The 16123-nt window shown below is 49.1% G+C and carries 14 protein-coding genes; 1 reads left to right on the top strand and 13 read right to left on the bottom strand.

Annotated elements, in window-relative coordinates; translation table 11 throughout:
• Positions 1-40: 40 nt before the first annotated feature.
• The 6 genes from BS640_RS08385 to BS640_RS08355 form a co-directional block, all read right to left on the bottom strand.
• Positions 41-1714: a chloride channel protein gene (locus BS640_RS08385; protein ID WP_227953359.1), complete on the bottom strand. Its 1674-nt coding sequence runs from the start codon at positions 1712-1714 to the stop codon at positions 41-43.
• A 234-nt stretch (positions 1715-1948) separates the two neighbouring features.
• Positions 1949-2929, bottom strand: coding sequence for a succinylglutamate desuccinylase (gene astE / locus BS640_RS08375; RefSeq protein ID WP_017490320.1), 981 nt, complete (start codon positions 2927-2929; stop codon positions 1949-1951).
• Positions 2930-2954: 25 nt separating this feature from the next.
• Positions 2955-4301, bottom strand: a complete 1347-nt coding sequence (gene astB, locus BS640_RS08370; RefSeq protein ID WP_017490319.1) for an N-succinylarginine dihydrolase — start codon at positions 4299-4301, stop codon at positions 2955-2957.
• Between the two features lie 24 nt (positions 4302-4325).
• The gene (gene astD, locus BS640_RS08365; protein WP_017490318.1) at positions 4326-5807 is read right to left on the bottom strand and encodes a succinylglutamate-semialdehyde dehydrogenase; all 1482 of its coding nucleotides are present in this window, start codon (positions 5805-5807) and stop codon (positions 4326-4328) included.
• Positions 5804-6877 carry an arginine N-succinyltransferase gene (astA, locus tag BS640_RS08360; RefSeq protein ID WP_084912404.1) on the bottom strand — a complete coding sequence of 358 codons (1074 nt, stop codon included), beginning with the start codon at positions 6875-6877 and terminating at the stop codon, positions 5804-5806. Before astA ends, astD begins: the two co-directional genes overlap by 4 nt.
• A gap of 34 nt (positions 6878-6911) precedes the next feature.
• Positions 6912-8120, bottom strand: coding sequence for an aspartate aminotransferase family protein (locus tag BS640_RS08355; protein ID WP_017490316.1), 1209 nt, complete (start codon positions 8118-8120; stop codon positions 6912-6914).
• 836 nt (positions 8121-8956) lie between these two features.
• On the opposite strand from BS640_RS08355, the gene BS640_RS22365 reads away from it, so the two are divergent.
• A complete protein-coding gene (locus tag BS640_RS22365; protein ID WP_084912363.1) occupies positions 8957-9496 on the top strand; it encodes a winged helix-turn-helix domain-containing protein in 540 nt (179 codons plus the stop codon).
• A gap of 26 nt (positions 9497-9522) precedes the next feature.
• On the opposite strand, the gene BS640_RS08345 is transcribed toward BS640_RS22365, so the two are convergent.
• The 7 genes from BS640_RS08345 to BS640_RS08315 all read right to left on the bottom strand — a co-directional run bounded on the left by BS640_RS08345 (position 9523) and on the right by BS640_RS08315 (position 16121).
• The gene (locus tag BS640_RS08345; protein ID WP_017494067.1) at positions 9523-10539 is read right to left on the bottom strand and encodes an IpaD/SipD/SspD family type III secretion system needle tip protein; all 1017 of its coding nucleotides are present in this window, start codon (positions 10537-10539) and stop codon (positions 9523-9525) included.
• Between the two features lie 28 nt (positions 10540-10567).
• Positions 10568-11581, bottom strand: a complete 1014-nt coding sequence (locus BS640_RS08340) for a hypothetical protein (RefSeq protein ID WP_084912362.1) — start codon at positions 11579-11581, stop codon at positions 10568-10570.
• A gap of 18 nt (positions 11582-11599) precedes the next feature.
• Positions 11600-13375: a type III secretion system translocon subunit SseC family protein gene (gene sctE, locus BS640_RS08335; RefSeq protein WP_158086749.1), complete on the bottom strand. Its 1776-nt coding sequence runs from the start codon at positions 13373-13375 to the stop codon at positions 11600-11602.
• Complete coding sequence (sicA, locus tag BS640_RS08330) at positions 13368-13853, bottom strand: type III secretion system translocator chaperone SicA (protein WP_376783504.1); 486 nt, start codon at positions 13851-13853, stop codon at positions 13368-13370. The genes sctE and sicA overlap by 8 nt, the downstream gene beginning before the upstream one ends.
• A 118-nt stretch (positions 13854-13971) precedes the next feature.
• On the bottom strand, positions 13972-15081 hold the full coding sequence (locus BS640_RS08325; protein ID WP_017494063.1) for an EscU/YscU/HrcU family type III secretion system export apparatus switch protein: 1110 nt from the start codon (positions 15079-15081) through the stop codon (positions 13972-13974).
• 7 nt (positions 15082-15088) lie between these two features.
• Positions 15089-15850, bottom strand: a complete 762-nt coding sequence (gene sctT / locus BS640_RS08320) for a type III secretion system export apparatus subunit SctT (RefSeq protein WP_038328422.1) — start codon at positions 15848-15850, stop codon at positions 15089-15091.
• 13 nt (positions 15851-15863) lie between these two features.
• Positions 15864-16121, bottom strand: coding sequence for an EscS/YscS/HrcS family type III secretion system export apparatus protein (locus BS640_RS08315; protein WP_017494061.1), 258 nt, complete (start codon positions 16119-16121; stop codon positions 15864-15866).
• Positions 16122-16123: the final 2 nt, after the last annotated feature.

Raw genomic sequence — 16123 nt, 5'->3', positions numbered from 1 at the left:
AATTGGAGTTGTGGTCAGCTATTTGGGAGTAGGAAAAGGATTACAAAAAATCTTTCGCCTTGCTGAGCAGCGCAGCCTTGGTTATGACGCCGAGCAGGCGACGCGTCTCGGCATTTTCCAGCACCGGCAGACGTTCGAGCGGTGATGAACTGAACACGGCCCACGCCTCTTCATAGCTCGACTGCTGATAGAGCACGGTAAATTCATGCTCGATATAGGGGTCGATGGGCGCCTCTTTATCCAGGCTGCCGTCAATGATGCCGGTTGCCAGCACATTGGTCGCGACCACGCCAACGAAGCGCTCTTCCCTGTCGATAACATAGACGTAACGTGTGCGCTGTTTGAGGCCCTCACTGACTAACTCGACCAGCGTGGCATCGAGGTACATTTTTGAACAGGGACACATCAACGCGGCGACGGTCCCGTTCTCAAAATCACTCTTGGCGGCGAACCGCGCGTTGAGCCGGGTCAACACTGGGTAGGTACCGCTGGCCTTGAAGCGCGACGCCACAACGTAGGAAATGGCCGTCGCCAGCATCAACGGGAACAGCAGCGAACTGTTGAGGGTCATTTCAAACGCCATCATGATCGACATCAGCGGCGCGTGACTGGTTGCCGCGAGCAAAGCACTCATGCCGATGGCGGCATACAGGCCCATCGGCCCCGGATCAAAGCCCAGCCATTGCAGGCAGGTACAGACCAGTGCGCCGCTGGCGGCTCCGATCAGCAGCGAAGGCGTGAACAGGCCGCCGACCGCGCCAGACCCTACGGTGATAGCGGTGGCAACAATCTTGAGCAGCAGCAGCAGCCCCAGCGAGGTATGCAGGTCGCGGTTATTCAGGATAAGGTCGATAACCTCGAACCCATTGCCCAGCACCAGCGGCGAGACCATCGCCACCACGCCTACCGCCAGTCCTCCGAGGCCAAGGCGCAGCGCCGGATGGGATATCGGCTGCATCGCCCTGCGCACCTTATCAATTGAGGCAATAAACATCGGCCCGAGAATACCGGTCGCCGCGCCAATCGCCAGTACGGTAAAGATAGCGCCGGGCGTTGGGCTGAATACGGCGGAAGAATAGAGGTACAGCGGCGCATAGTGGGTAACGGAGCGCACAGTCAGCACCGCAACCGAGGCGGAAATAAACAGTGGGATAAGCCGCTGTACGGCGGTAACACCAAAGGCAATCTCGGCGACAAACAGCGCGCCGGCAAACGGCGCGTGATACACCGCAGCCAGCCCGCCTGCGGCCGCCATCGCCACCACGTCTGACTGGTGAAGAGAGGTAAAACGTGTAAAGCGGCCCAGCAGGCTGCCGCTCAGTGCAGAAAGCTGCACCATCGCGCCTTCGCGACCAATGGAACTGCCGCTCGCGATGCTGGCAAGTGAAGAGAGCGATCTCAGCAGCGTGCTGACCACAGGAATACCCGGTAAGCGTTTATCGATGACGTCGAGATAGTCCGGCATCTTGCCGTTGCGCGACTCGTAGCGGAGCGCCCAGTGGAGAATAAAGCCCGCCACCACGCCACCCACGGCGGTGATAATCGGCCAGACAATCAGAGGGTATTCGTTAAACGCGCGGGTTATGTCGCTGCCGTCTTTAAACATCAAGCCATCAATGCCGCCGATCGCCAGCCGAAATCCTATCGTCACAAGCGCAGCAATAATCCCGGCGGGAATGGCTATCAACAAGTTTACCCAATCAGATTTTTGCAACGCTTTAAAGCCCATTATTTCCCAAACCGGTTGTCGAATCTAAAGGATTTCCTTAGACGAAATCATAGCATCCCTCAACGATTTAGAAATAAGGAAGTTAGCGCCGAGAGGATCATTGACGAGATTTCATTCGACCAAAGTGCTGAACCGCTTAGCTTGGCACATCACCGGTTCAGCACGCACAATTTTGTTTATGTGAATGAAATCAGGCAGTCAGGTCTTTGAATAACAAATCTAAGACATTTCAACCAGCATCAAACCGGCACGCAGTCCCAGTGCAACGTTCGGGTTCGGGAATAACACCACTTCTTCGGGGTGCTCGACCCGATACGTTTTACCGCTCTGCTCGGCCAGCACGTAGCCCTGCGGATAAGCGGTAAAATTCAGCGCATCGGCGGGCACGTGCAGTTGGAAGTCCGGCTGTTCGCGCAAAATATCCTGCACCACCTGAAAGTGCTTCATCGGCTCACCCTGACGTGCGGGCGCAGGTAAATCACTCACCAGTGCCTGCAACGCCAGCTTTATCTGGATGAACTGCTTAAGGTCATTCTCGCCAAACGGCAGCGCCTTGCCGAGCTCTAGGGTGCAACTTTCGGCATCGAAAACCTCACTGCTAAAGTGCGTAAACGTCCCGCCGGGGGAGCGATGATAGACCAGCGCGTCTAACCCGGCCTGCTCAAGCCAGGCCAGCATTTCGGGCGAGTGCGGGCGCAGCTGGAAAGGCAACAGGCCAAAACGCAGGTACAGCGAGCCGCGAATCGCGGTATGCAGATCATAATGGAAACGCTGCCTGGCGCCGGCCGCACTGGCGCTGCGATAAAACTGCGCCAGCAGTTGCTCAAGCTGCTGCGCACGCCGTGTTTCATCACTTGGGGTGAATCGCACATGGCGACCGCCAAACATACGATTCATGTCCGCCACGAGATAGCGCTTGTTGGCACGCATCGACGGTGGATTACCCAGCACCACCAGCAGACGCACCCTCAGCGGGCGCGTACCGGCAAGCAGCTCGGCCACCAGTTGATTCAGCAGCTCGATAGGTGCCGTTTCGTTGCCGTGAACCCCCGCCGACAGCACCACCGCCTTTTTACAGGCGTGACGCGGCGACAGCTCAAGCACGCCTTCGGCCAACCACTGCCAGTCAAGATGCGGCAGTTGACCGGAGGGGAGAACAGGCGGCGTTCCGTCCAAAGTAAGCGTTAATACATCAAACATGACACGCGTTCCTTAATCACTTTCTTCAGGCCTGCTGGAAAGGATAGATACTTCCCAGACGCAGGATCTGCGTTAGCTCGTCCAGCGCGCGGCGGACTTCCAGCAGCAGCTGCGGATCGGCTAAATCTTCCTGCTGCATCCGGTCGCGATAGTGGCTGTCAACCCAATCATTGAGGCGAGCAAACAGAGTATCGTCAATCAGTGAACCCTGATTAACCGCCGACAGCTCGGTAGCATTTAATGCCACGCGCAGCCTCAGGCAGGCCGGACCGCCGCCGTTGCGCATACTCTCACGCAAATCGAAGACCTGGATATCGTCAATCGGGCCGCCGCTGGCGCGCAGATCCGACAGATAGTCCCATACCGCGGCGTGCTGGCGAGATTCCTCTGGCACGACGATAGTCATTTTACCGTCGGCCCTGCTCAGCAGTTGGCTGTTGAACAAGTAGGTGGCCACGGCATCATCGAGAGAAACGCGCGACTTAGGCACTTCAATCGGTTTAAAGTCCGCCTCAACGCTGGCCATCTTGCGGCGAATTTCGTCGAATGCCGCCTGCTGATTCACAAATGCCTGCTCATGGTGGAACAGCACCTGGCGATTGCTGACCGAAATCACATCGTTGTGGAATACGCCGCGATCGATAGCCTCGGGATTCTGCTGAACGAACGCCGTGCGCACTGGGTCAAGCTGATGTAAACGGGCAATTGCCTCGCTCGCCAGCAGCGTTTGCCTTGCCGGATAGCGTACCGGTTCGTTATCACCGGTCACCAGTCCGTTACGGCCATAAACAAACACCTGCACGCCCTGCCTGTCATACTCGCCGCACAGTCGATTATGGTTAGCCGCGCCTTCATCGCCGAGATTTGCGACCTGAGGAAGCGCAGCATGGTGCGCGAAGTGCTCGCGATGATTAAAGGTGGCGCGCAGGATAGCCGAGGTGGTGTCGGCTTCAATCGCACGGTGAAACTTGTTATTCAGGTTTGCCACGGTGAAATGCACCCGCCCGTCGGCGCTGTCGGCCGATGGCGATACCGTGGCGGCGTTGGCGACCCACATCGCCGATGCGGAACTTAGCGACGAGAGCAGGCGCGGCGAATAGGCATTGGCTTTGGCCAGCACCTGCGCATCACTCCCCTCAAATCCCATCTGGCGCAGCGTGCTAAGATGCGGCCTTTCATGCGGCGGCAGTACGCCCTGTTTGAAGCCAAGGTCAGCCAAGGCCTTCATTTTCAACAGTCCCTGCTTCGCCGCCAGCTTCGGATTGGCAATTGCGCTTTGGTTGCGCGTCGAGGCTTCGTTACCAAACGACAGCCCCGCATAGTGGTGGGTGAGTCCTACCAGACCATCAAAATTGACTTCATATCCAGACATCATGCTCTCCAGTGACAGCCAAGGTTACCCTTGCTGACCAAAATCGATTCCCGGCGACAGCGCGGAAGGAAGTTCCAGACGGTCGGTTTCCAGCGAGGCCATCGGCCAGGCGCAGTAATCCGCGGCATAGTAGGCGCTCGGACGATGATTGCCCGAGGCACCAATCCCACCAAAGGGGGCATTGCTGGAGGCACCGGTCAACGGCTTGTTCCAGTTGACGATACCGGCACGGGCCTCGAGCAGAAGCTGATCGAACTGTGCACGCTGCGCCGAAATCAGCCCGGTGGCCAGGCCAAAGCGCGTCTGGTTGGCAAGACGGATTGCCTCATCAAACTCGCGGTAGCGAATAACGCTCAGCAACGGGCCGAAATACTCTTCATCCGGCACACCGGCCACGTCGGTCAGCTCGATGATACCCGGCGTCAATAAGGTGCTGTCGGGACGCAGGCGGCTCATCGTCAACAGCGACTTGCCGCCGAGCTCGACCAGTTTGTCCTGTGCGCTCAGCATATTGCGCGCAGCGGTATCGGAAATAACCCCGCCGATGAACGGCTGCGGCTCGTCATTCCATGCGCCAACGCGCAGCGAGGACGTAACCTCAATCAGGCGCTTGAGGAAGGCATCCCCCGCCTGACCTTGTTTGACCAACAGACGACGCGCGCAGGTGCAGCGCTGCCCGGCAGAGATAAACGCCGATTGAATGGTCAGATTGACCGCGGCGTCGATGTCTTCAACCGGCTCAACGATCAGCGCATTGTTACCGCCCATCTCCAGCGCCAGAATTTTTTCCGGCTGCCCGGCCAGCTGACGATGCAGCTGATAACCGGTGCCCGCGCTGCCGGTAAACAGCAGGCCGTCAATCTGCGATGAAGCGGCCAGCGCCTCACCGGTAGAACGTCCACCCTGCACCAGATTGATCACGCCGGCAGGAAGTCCCGCTTGCTGCCACAGCTTGAGCGTCTCTTCGGCGGTCACCGGCGTGAGTTCGCTCGGTTTGAACACCAGCGTGTTACCGGCCAAAAGCGCGGGTACGATGTGACCGTTTGGCAGATGCCCTGGGAAATTGTAGGGGCCAAATACCGCCAGCACCCCGTGTGGACGATGACGCAGTACCGCTTCACCGTCCGGCATTGGCGTATGTTTCTCGCCGGTACGCTGTTGATTGGCTTCCAGCGAAATCGCCACCTTGCCTATCATTGCCTGCACTTCGGTGAGTGTCTCCCAGCGCGGTTTACTGGTTTCAAGGCTGATGATTTCGGCCAGTCTGGTTTTGTTTTCAGTCAGCAGCGCGGCAAATTTCTGAATGACTTCGCCACGCTGGGCCAGCGTCAGGCGCGCCCACGCCGGGAAAGCCTCACGTGCGGCAAGGCAGGCCGACTCGACGTCTTCACTGCTTGCGCTCATGGCCGACCAGAGCTTTTCACCGCTCACCGGGTTAGACTTTTCCAGCAGCGTGCCTTGCCCGCTGCGCCACTGTCCCTGAATAAATAGTGCTGGATGGGTCATAGTTCACTCGCTTGTGATAATTGTCGGGTTGAGGTCGCTGTTGCCGCGTCGGGGAACAGCGGCACAACGCGCAAGGGGGTGGCATGGGTGACGCACAGCGCCTCAGCGGTACGCTCGTCGAGCGTTAACCGGCTGATATCTGCGGGCCCCGTGACCAAAGTCGCGCGAAAATTTGCGTAATTTTCGTTGGCGACCAGGTAGAAAGTTTCATCTTCGAACGACGTGGCGGTAGTGATTCTTGCCGGCAATAATTGGCTTTCTTTCACCGCACGCAGGTTGTCTACCTCGCCTTCAAGCGTCGGACCCGCGTCGAAGATGTCCACGTACCCCTGATAGCGCAGGCCTTCTTTTTCAAGCAATGCACGCGCTGGGGCAGTTTGAGGATGAACCTCGCCCAGCACCGCACGCGCCTGCGGGCTTAACAACTCGGTGTAGAGAGGGTGTTTCGGCATCAGCTCGGCAATAAAGGACTTCTGTCCCATCCCGGTCAGACGGTCTGCTTCGGCAAATTCCATGGCGAAGAAATGCTGCCCGACGCTGTCCCAGAAAGGCGAGTGGCCCTTGTCGTCTGATACACCGCGCATCTCGGCAATCACCTTCGGCGCAAAGCGCTCGCGGAAAGCGGCCATAAACAGGAAGCGCACTTTTGACAGCAGCTGTCCGTTGCGACTATGGCGATAGTCCGGATCGAGGAACAGCGTGCAAAGCTCGCTGTAACCGGTGTGATCGTTACTTAAAAACAGGGTCGGGACCGGTTTGTAGATGTTCAGGCTCTTCGACGCATGGATAAGCGTACCGAGTCGGAAGTTGTACCAAGGCTCGCTGAGCCCCACGGCCACCTCGAGCGCGCTGACGCCAACGACTTTCTGCTGGCTCAGGTCTTCGAGCACGAACAGATAGCCCTGCTCGGCTTTGTCCAGCTGACCTTTCCAGGTTGCCACAGAGCGCTCAATTCGCGTTCGCAGGTGGGCCTCATCCTTAGGCAGAGACGTTAAACCGATGCCGGTTTTCCCTGACAACTGCAGGATATCGGCGATATCGCCGAGCCGCACAGGACGAATCAACATCATGATAATTACCTCATTCAAAGAGATGACGCGGTTTTCAGGAACAAAGCCGCGCGATGGCACGCTCAAGACGGTTCAGACCTTCCTCGACGTCAGCCTGCGGAATAATCAGGGATGGCGCGAATCGCAGCACGTTAGGACCTGCGATTAAGCCAATCAACCCTTCTTCTGCCGCCAGCTGGTTCAGCTGTTTAGCCTGTCCGTTATAGCGTTCGTGCATTACCGCCCCGAGCAGCAGGCCCATGCCGCGAATCTCAGAAAATACGTGATACTGATGATTAATCAGGTTAAGACGCTCGGTGAACCACAGATGGCGCAGCGCGACGCCGCCCAAGACTTCAGGCGTATTAATCAGCTCAAACACCTTACCGGCGACTGCGGTGGCCAGCGGGTTACCGCCGTAAGTGGTGCCGTGGGTGCCGGGTTGGAAATGTGCGGCCAGACTGTCGACGGTAAGCATGGCGCCGATAGGGAAACCACCGCCGAGCGCTTTCGCGGTAGTCAGGATGTCGGGGACAACGTCATAGGCCTGATAGGCATAGAGTTCGCCGGTTCTGCCCACGCCGGTTTGCACTTCGTCAAAGATAAGCACGGCATCATGCTGGTCGCACAGCGCGCGCAGGCCATGGAGGAACTCAGGATCAGCAGGCACTACGCCACCTTCACCTTGTACGGGTTCAACAATGACGGCGCAGGTACGAGAGGAAATATGGTTCGCTACCGCCGATAAATCGTTGAACGGCAAATGCGTGATGGCAGGCGGTAACGGGGCGAAGTCCTGGGAATACTTAGGCTGTCCGCCTGCGCTAACGGTGAAAAGAGTCCGGCCGTGGAAGGCATTTTTAAAGGCGATAATCTCGTTTTTATGGTCGGCGTTTTTAGAGTGTCCGACCAGACGCGCAAGTTTAAGGGCCGCTTCGTTTGCTTCTGCACCTGAGTTACAGAAGAACGCCTTGTCGGCGAAGGTCGCATCCACAAGCTGTTTCGCAAGCTTCAGTACTGGCTCATTGGTATAACCATTTCCTAAATGCCAGACTTTTTGTGCTTGCTCGGTTAACGCACTTAATACCTCTGGATGGCGATGCCCCAGCGCATTGACCGCAATTCCGCCGGCAAAATCGACATAGTCTTTACCAGACTGGTCCCACAGCCATGAGCCTTCCCCACGTACAGGGATAAAATCAGCCGGGGCATAGACCGGGACCATGTATTCATCAAACGCTTTGCGGGTTACACGCTGTTCCATATCAACCTCATCGTTATTTGCTTATGCCATCGTCTCTCGGCCTTAGTGCAAGCCATTGATAAGACGGTTGACGTTAATTTTTGAGAACGCATTTCCTAAATTAAGGGTGCAGACTCCCTTTCCCTCTTAAAGAGAAGGAAAATTTTTAATGAGTCATCTTTTCTACAAATTGTCGCTGCACGCATAACGAGCAGCTCTTTTAGGGTAAAATCAACTTAACTGTCTGTAAGCGTCTTAGAGTTAAGGGATTTAAAATTTTGTCCCTGATGAATTGATAATAGAGTGCAGACATCGTGCCAGCAACGAAAAAAAGTGAATAAAAAAGGTCGAGACACCAAAAAACAAGGAGTTAAACCCTAACCCTATTCACTTTAACTGCATAAAAAGTGAATATTTATGAAAAACCCCTTTACGGGTCATACTTTAAGAGAATGAGTATGCAACGAAAAATAACTAAAAATATCTGCCGTATTTGTGATCTGTTACACAGGGAAGGCGCAGACTAAGAAAATAAATGCCTCTTTTTAGAGCGAAATCCTCACCAAAATGGTGCACATAGCCATTATTTATTGGCCTTCACAAAGGCCAATAAGAGCTTTCTATTATTAAGTCACTGGATTATCTATTGATAAGAAATTAAAATACATTAATGCCGATAGATTAAATTAATTAAATTAATAAATCCCAAATTTAAGCTGTAACTAGCTTCATATTAAACATTTATGAATTAAATCTAAAAAATCAGAATATATATCGACAGTCGGCATATTTATTATTGTAAATAAAATTCAAGTCGGACATGATCTTACCCGTTAACTAAAAATCAAGGGAATAATATGCGTCATCAGCAAAGGACTCAAGGTATAGGTTATAGATTTTTTGATTTCACTCTGACTCAAGACAATCAGTTGATGAGGAAAAGTACTTTTATCAGGACCGGAGCAAAAGAGCTTGCCGTATTGAGAGTGCTCATAGAGTCTGCAGGACAGCTCGTTGAGAAAAATGATTTGCTCGATAAGGTTTGGGGATCGGCTATTGTTTCAGAGGAGTCTCTTGCACGCTGCATTTATGTATTAAGGAAGATATTCAGGCAAGACAAAGAAAAGGTTTATATCCAAACAATTTACTCAAAAGGGTATGTTTTCGTTGCTGAAGTCTGTGAGTTTATTCCTGTACCCTATGAAATAAGCCCCGACCCCGTGTCTGTGCCCACGCCCATACCAGCGCCCGAGGCCGTCGATTATGAAGAGATTTTACAAAAGATCTTCGGTATGGATATTACCTATATCGAAATATCCGGAAAAAAACACATGGCTATCGGCGTTAAAATTTTATTACCAACAAACGAATTAACAGATAAAAAGAGAAAGTGCTAACCATGCTGTAACCCAAATACGGTAAATTATATTGAAAAATAGCGCCTGGACATTTCGGCCAATGTGCCGATCGTGCTTGATAAGACTTTAACCATGTTATCATAAACCGAATTAGCGTTCGCAAAACGCCCGGTTAAAGATTGAAGCGTCGTTTTTATTTGATCTTCCTGGGCGTTAAAACCCGTCACCCAAGATTCATACTGGGTATTGAGTAATTCGTAGTCATTTGAAGTACTAGAGATAAGATTATCCTTCATCTGTTTTAACGGGGTTAAATCAATCGCAACATAGTACCAATCTCCACCATATTGGGATTGTAATACGCTGCCTGATGGTAATCCCATGTCCTTAGCCCATTTTTCAGCCTCGACCTTGGATACATTATCTTTAGGATCTTTAGGGTAAAGTTGAGACAGCTTGTAACCGTCATCTGCCTTCTTATTGTATTTATCATAAAGATTATCAAGCTTTCCTTGCAGCGTTTTAAAGTCGTACTTTAGATAGCCTTCTTTATCACTTTTTTTAATGAGCTTACCCATTTCAGACATAATGTTACTAAGTTCTTTATAAAAATTAATATATTTAGCTAAAGCCCCCTCAAAGATATCATAATACCCCTCTTTAACCTCGCCTATTATTTCACCAATCTGGTCAGAGATGTTTGAATCATTGTCAGAAAGATAGGCCACCGCTGAACTCTTTACCGACAATTTATCCTGCATCTGTTGTTTTAGATTTTTGAACTCAGCGACAAAGACTAGATTATCCTGAGCCTTGACAAGGGTTAACTTACTTTCATATTCCCTAAGGTTTTTAAGCATCAACTGCGTCATGAAGGGGGCATCGGATTTATCCTTGGCAAGTAACGCCTTTTCAAAAGCATTAAGCGACTGCACAAGCTCGCTGTTTTTTTCCGTGACCGATGAATTAACGTTTTCCTCCGTATCAACCCATAACGCCTTAGGGTTAGGTAATACAGGAGCTTGCTGTGCGTCGTATCTAACACTAGAAGTAGAGAGTTGTAATCCAATGCTGGTAGTCATTTTATTATCCTTGGTGATTTAGGGAGCACTAGCATTTTCTCGCGATCTCACCTATGGTGTTTGAAATATTCTCCAGTATTCGATTCATACTGTTAATCAGCTCAGAGGCCGTATTTTTATAGTTATTGCTGCGCTCACGGTTATTATCGGTAACTTTATTTTCAACCGAGGAGCTCATCTCAGCCAATGAGGACTTGGCACGTTCCTCTGAGGCGCCGATAGAAATAGAAGAGGAAATCATATTACCCATTGAATGCGATAGCTGACCTAATGTACGGTATTTTTCAACATTAAGACTGGCATTCATATATCTTTTTTTATCATCGTTAGACAGGGCGTTTCTCTGATTTTCTAACTTTGCCTTTTCTAGTTCGAAATTTGCATTTTCATTTTTAATGTGACCATCTCTCTCTTCACGGATTGGACGTGAGAGAGCACCTCCATACTCATTATCGATTTTAGGATGGATTTCATCCAATTGAGGTTTATACTTTTCATTGATGTCGGCAATGTTTTTATCTCTTTTAGCGCCAATCTGCGAGATGCCGTCTTGCTTTATTTTTTCAGCAGCACCATCAATACCCTTCTGCTTTCTTAACGAGTGCGCTGAGAGTACATAGCTGGCGCCCATGACCGCAATTTGAGTAATTCCCCCAGCGACTGCTGCTGAACAGTTATATATCCCTTCCTGCCGAATTGAGGTCGCCTTACTGTTCACGGAAGACTGCGCATTAATCATGCCATCGGCACTCTGTTTGAGAGCAATTTGGTCCAGCTTTTTAAGCAAGAAAATTAAATCTGTAATCGACAGGCTAAAATCACTCGCCGTGCCTCTTGACCTGGTATTTAGGACTGGGGAACTCGAGGAAGGAGGACGTGACTCCAGCGTTATCTCTTCCGTAATAACCCGACTCAGGTTGATTTGTAATGCCGCAGAAGCAGGCTCTTTATCGGCAAGAGGGCTGACATTGCGGTCGCCTTCAGAGCCCTTAGTGGGAATAAATATTGGAATATGTCGTAGATTTATATAATTCGTGGTCATGCTTCTCTCCCAAAGCGCTTATATGCGCTGTAAATTAACAATCGATAAATTAGTTTGCTGCCTTGCAAGATTAATAGAACTCACCGTTTCGATAATATTTAACTTAGCCCTATTATCTGCATCAATTATTTCGATCATCTGCTTGAGATATTTACTAATGAATTTAACATCTGCCATAGCGACTATAATATCCGCTTCTTTATCGGCGACTTTTTTAGTTGAAATGCCTAACTGGATACTGTTCGCGGTCTCTACGGTAGATTTAGAAACCTCGGCACCCATAACGGCATAGTCTATATTACGCCCATAACTTCTTAAAGAAACCACATCATTTTTAAATCCTAGCTGTTCACCTAACCGCGCTACAGATTTACTCATAGAGGTCGAAACTTTACTGGCTGTCCTTCTCACTGCCGCCGGTACCGTTTTTTGGATCACCTTATTGATGACTTTACTCATTATTGGGACGATTCTTTTAAGCAATGCACTTGCCACATTTTTAGCGACCACACCGACGGCAATCATGATTACCGCAACAGTGATGGCAGCAGTAACGGTAGAAATAATATTGGCAATTCCGTCTTTCACCCCTAAATCATTCAAAAAAGATTTAATTTTTTCCGCAACAAATTTCATTATTGGCTGGATCACATGTTCCAGGACTGGCGCCATCACCCTGTCGGTAATACTTTTTCCAGTTACTTTGGCAACAATCGGGTCGGCGATAAGCAATGCCATGCCTACTGCGGCCAGCGCCAGGCTAGCCCCCCCGGTGAAAACGGCTCCGACAATGCTTACTGCCATGATTATTCCGCCTAAAATCTTACCAACACAGCCCATGATCTTATTGAGATGTTCTGCCTTACGGATCTCCTCGGCCTGCTCTTTGGCTTTTGACTCCATTTCTTTTTGCCGTGCTTCCTGCAACTGTCTTGAGAGTTTAGCGCTGGCTTGAAGTTTTTTGTCTGCATTGTCTCCAATCAGATTGGATAGCGTGCCGAGCAACAGAGTCATTGCCGCCAAGCCGGTGAGATGCTGTTCGTTGGTCGTTTTGAGTACGACTCTATCTACATTCGGCTGCTTCTGAAGTTTGTCCCAAAGGCCATCAACGATAAGCATCTTCTCGGTGGCGAGACTAGCTGAAGCTATCGATTTATCTTTTGCTATACCCAGCGCCGTTGACGCAAGACTGAGTTTTCCCGTTGCCTTATTGAGTGAGTCCTGAGCCTTCCCGTAATCAATATCTGAAGGATTCATCCCTGCCAGTTTATCTTTTGCAGCCTCATAGTCAGATTTAGCACCTTCGTAGTGCTTGTTCGCAGTGACAAACGCATCACCGTCAGCCGTTGCCTCTTGAATTGCCTGGGCGCTCTCAGCGTTTGCCTGGATGTACTCATTTAAAAGCGCAAGGCCACTTGCCGTCTTGGCCAAGCTCAGCGCATTAATCTGGCTAAGTCGATTCTGTAATTTATGGGTGTTTCCGTCAGCAAAAATTTGCATTAACCCTGCCACTAAAGCTGAGAGGCCGGCAGGTTGCTTGGCTTCAACATTTAATGGCGTGGTAGGAAGAGCAAGTCGAGGGATATCCGCTTTAAGCGAAGCCGCCAGTGTCAGATTCGCGGTTTCACTTAATCCAATCACCATCATTTTGAACGCAGTCTGCTGCGCGGCAGCCTGGATATTACTCATTTCAACGCTTTGAGGAGGTTCCTGGGACAAGTCGGCAGCTTTCGGTTTTAAAGTTTCAGGTACCGATAAGGGGGGCCCTTTTTGCAGAATAACCGTTTCACTCATTGCATTTCTCCGGCTGAGTTTTAAACGCATCAGACTTAACGTTCATGGCATCTTCAGAGCAGGGTTTCATATTTATGGTATAAGCTTCAGCCCGCTGAACCAGTTCAACATCATGACTTTGCTCGCAAACCAGCTCAAAACATCTTCTGGCCTTCAGCATTTCTTTCATCATTAGCTGACACTGTCCGGCATGAAATACGCTTCTATAATCATTGCCGTTCATTGCAAAAACCACCGCGTAAAGATCGGCGGCTTTTTGATACTGTTTTTTTAATTGATAGACCGCGGCAAGACCCATAAAATAATCTGTATTATAAAAATCATACATGCATAAAAATTGAAAAAAAGTCTCAGCGTTATCGAGCTTACCCTGCTGATAAAATTGATAAGCATAGGCATAAAGACTGTTCATCATATCATCAGGAATATTGTGAATATCCTTTAATGTTGCCTGTTCATTCAAACACCCAAGCAACATATCTGCAATTTTATCATCGTTAATCGTGTCAGTTCGTTCCATGAATACTCCTTAACTACGCAGACCAAAGTGGGAACTGTTTGATGCTGGAATTACATCATCGATATTTATATGAATCTTATAAAGATCGCTCATTCTCACCATTTTTATTATTAACCTCATCAGAGGCTTCAGAAATTAAAGACGATTGATCTTCTTGCCACGCATTGTCGACCTGTTCAAGCCAAACGAGGATTTGTAAAACGGCATCTAATTCATCAACGCTGATAAATGAATATTTTGAGTGTGACTTATAAATCCGCCTTGCCAGGGCAATGTCTTCCAATACCGGAACGCCCATTTTTTTTGCATATCGCCTTACTGACAAGGCGCACTGATTCGTTTCGAGCACTGAAATGAAAGGGATGGGAACAATATCGGCATTGAAATAAATGCCTATAGCAATATGGGTAGGATTAGCAATAATAACTTTTGAGTTAGTGATATCGAGTTTTGTCTGCTCGTCAAGAATTTCAGAATGCAAACTTCGTCTCGTTGATTTAATGAGCGGATTACCATCCTGATCTATACGCTCTCTTTTAACCTCCTGCTTGTCCATCTTGAGATCTTTGATATATAAAAAGTATTCTGCAATCGCATCTAACAACATGATAATAATCATGCCAAGCAAACATGTAGTTACCATTCGCTGAATAAGGTGCCCCCAAATAACCAGCGTTTGTTGAGGCGTACCGTATCTTTGAAGCAGGAAGAGAATTTTGTTCTCGCTCCAGAGATTCATAAAAATAATGATAAAGACCAAAAGATAAAGTACTGCTTTCACAGTATCCTTAACCGTTCGTAAACTAAACAACTTCTTGGTCCCGTTGATCGGGTTCAAAGCACCAAAGTTGAGTTTAAATATTTTGGTTGCCAAAACAAATCCGGTTTGCAGCAGTGAAGGCAGCGTGGTGCAGAAAACGCAAAGCAATAAAAAAGGTATGATTATCTTTAGTGCGAGGATAAAGACTGACGAAGCATAGTCTGCTATATTCTGTTTAAAGCCGTCTTCAATTATCATTCCCCAGACGCCGGCCATCTGTTTGATAAAATCTAAAGTAATAATATAATTGACGCCTGCCAATATTAAACAGGTAATAACCAAATCCTTACTCTTAAAGGATTGGCCTTTTTTAACGGCATCACTAATCTTCTTTTGAGTGGGTTTCTCTGTCTTGCTTAATGACATGAGTGATTTACTTCCATAACTGTAGTTTTTCGGTTGTAAAAATAAGGGGTAGGATACTGTCTGAAAAAATTGGATGAAAATAAATGATTAATAGCAAAAAGCCCAGAAAACTCTTAACCGTCAACGCCAATGAAAATGCGTTCATCTGAGGAGCATAACGTGAAAGCAACCCGAGCGTTGCCTCAGTCAATAAAAAAAGAGCAATTAATGGGCTGGCAACCATTATTGAACGAGAAATAACTTCAGTGATTAAATTGAGCAAGGGGATCATATTCGGCAAGGTAAAAGTCAAAGGTTCGAAAAGGTCGTAGCTTTCTTTTATTACCTCTAGTGTCAATATCAACCCTCCTGATTGTAAAAATATTGCAGCGCAAAATATATTAAAAAAATTGGCTAACTCTGAAGTATCAACACCGCTCACGGGGTCAATACTGCTGCTTATCGTCGCTCCGCGCTGATTGTCGATGATACATCCCGCAGCGTGAAGAACCCAGAAAGGTAGGCTAATTAAGCATCCCAATAAGAGTCCAATCATAGACTCTTTAACTAAAAGACCGAAATACATCTCCGCCTGAAAATCAAATTTTACCCCTGCTGTTTTGGGCCAAAGAGAAAGCCCAAGCAACATTGCAACGGGCACACGAATTGAATTATTAAGAGTATTGCTGTTCAGGAATGGGAGCATAATAAATATTGGCAATATCCTCGCCGAAGAGAATGCCATGACGCCCAACCAATGGTAAAACAATTCATTATATTCAGTTAACATGATTGGCCATAAGTTAGCGACTCAAAGCCAGTCTGACGACCTCTCGCCCATAGGCTAAAAGGATTTCTCCGTACCAACCGGACAGTAAAAACAGGCAAAGCGTGACACTTAACAGTTTAATGCCAAAAGGAAGCGTCTGTTCCTGAAGCTGAGTTACCGTCTGAATAAGTCCAACCAGCAATCCTACTACGGTAGCAACAAAAATAGGACCCGCCGATAAAATGAGCACTAGATACAGGACTTTGTTACCAGCATAAAGCATGTCATTCATAG

Source organism: Rouxiella badensis, assembly GCF_002093665.1.
Classification (GTDB): Bacteria; Pseudomonadota; Gammaproteobacteria; order Enterobacterales; family Enterobacteriaceae; genus Rouxiella; species Rouxiella badensis.
This window is presented reverse-complemented; position numbering and strand designations above follow the sequence as displayed.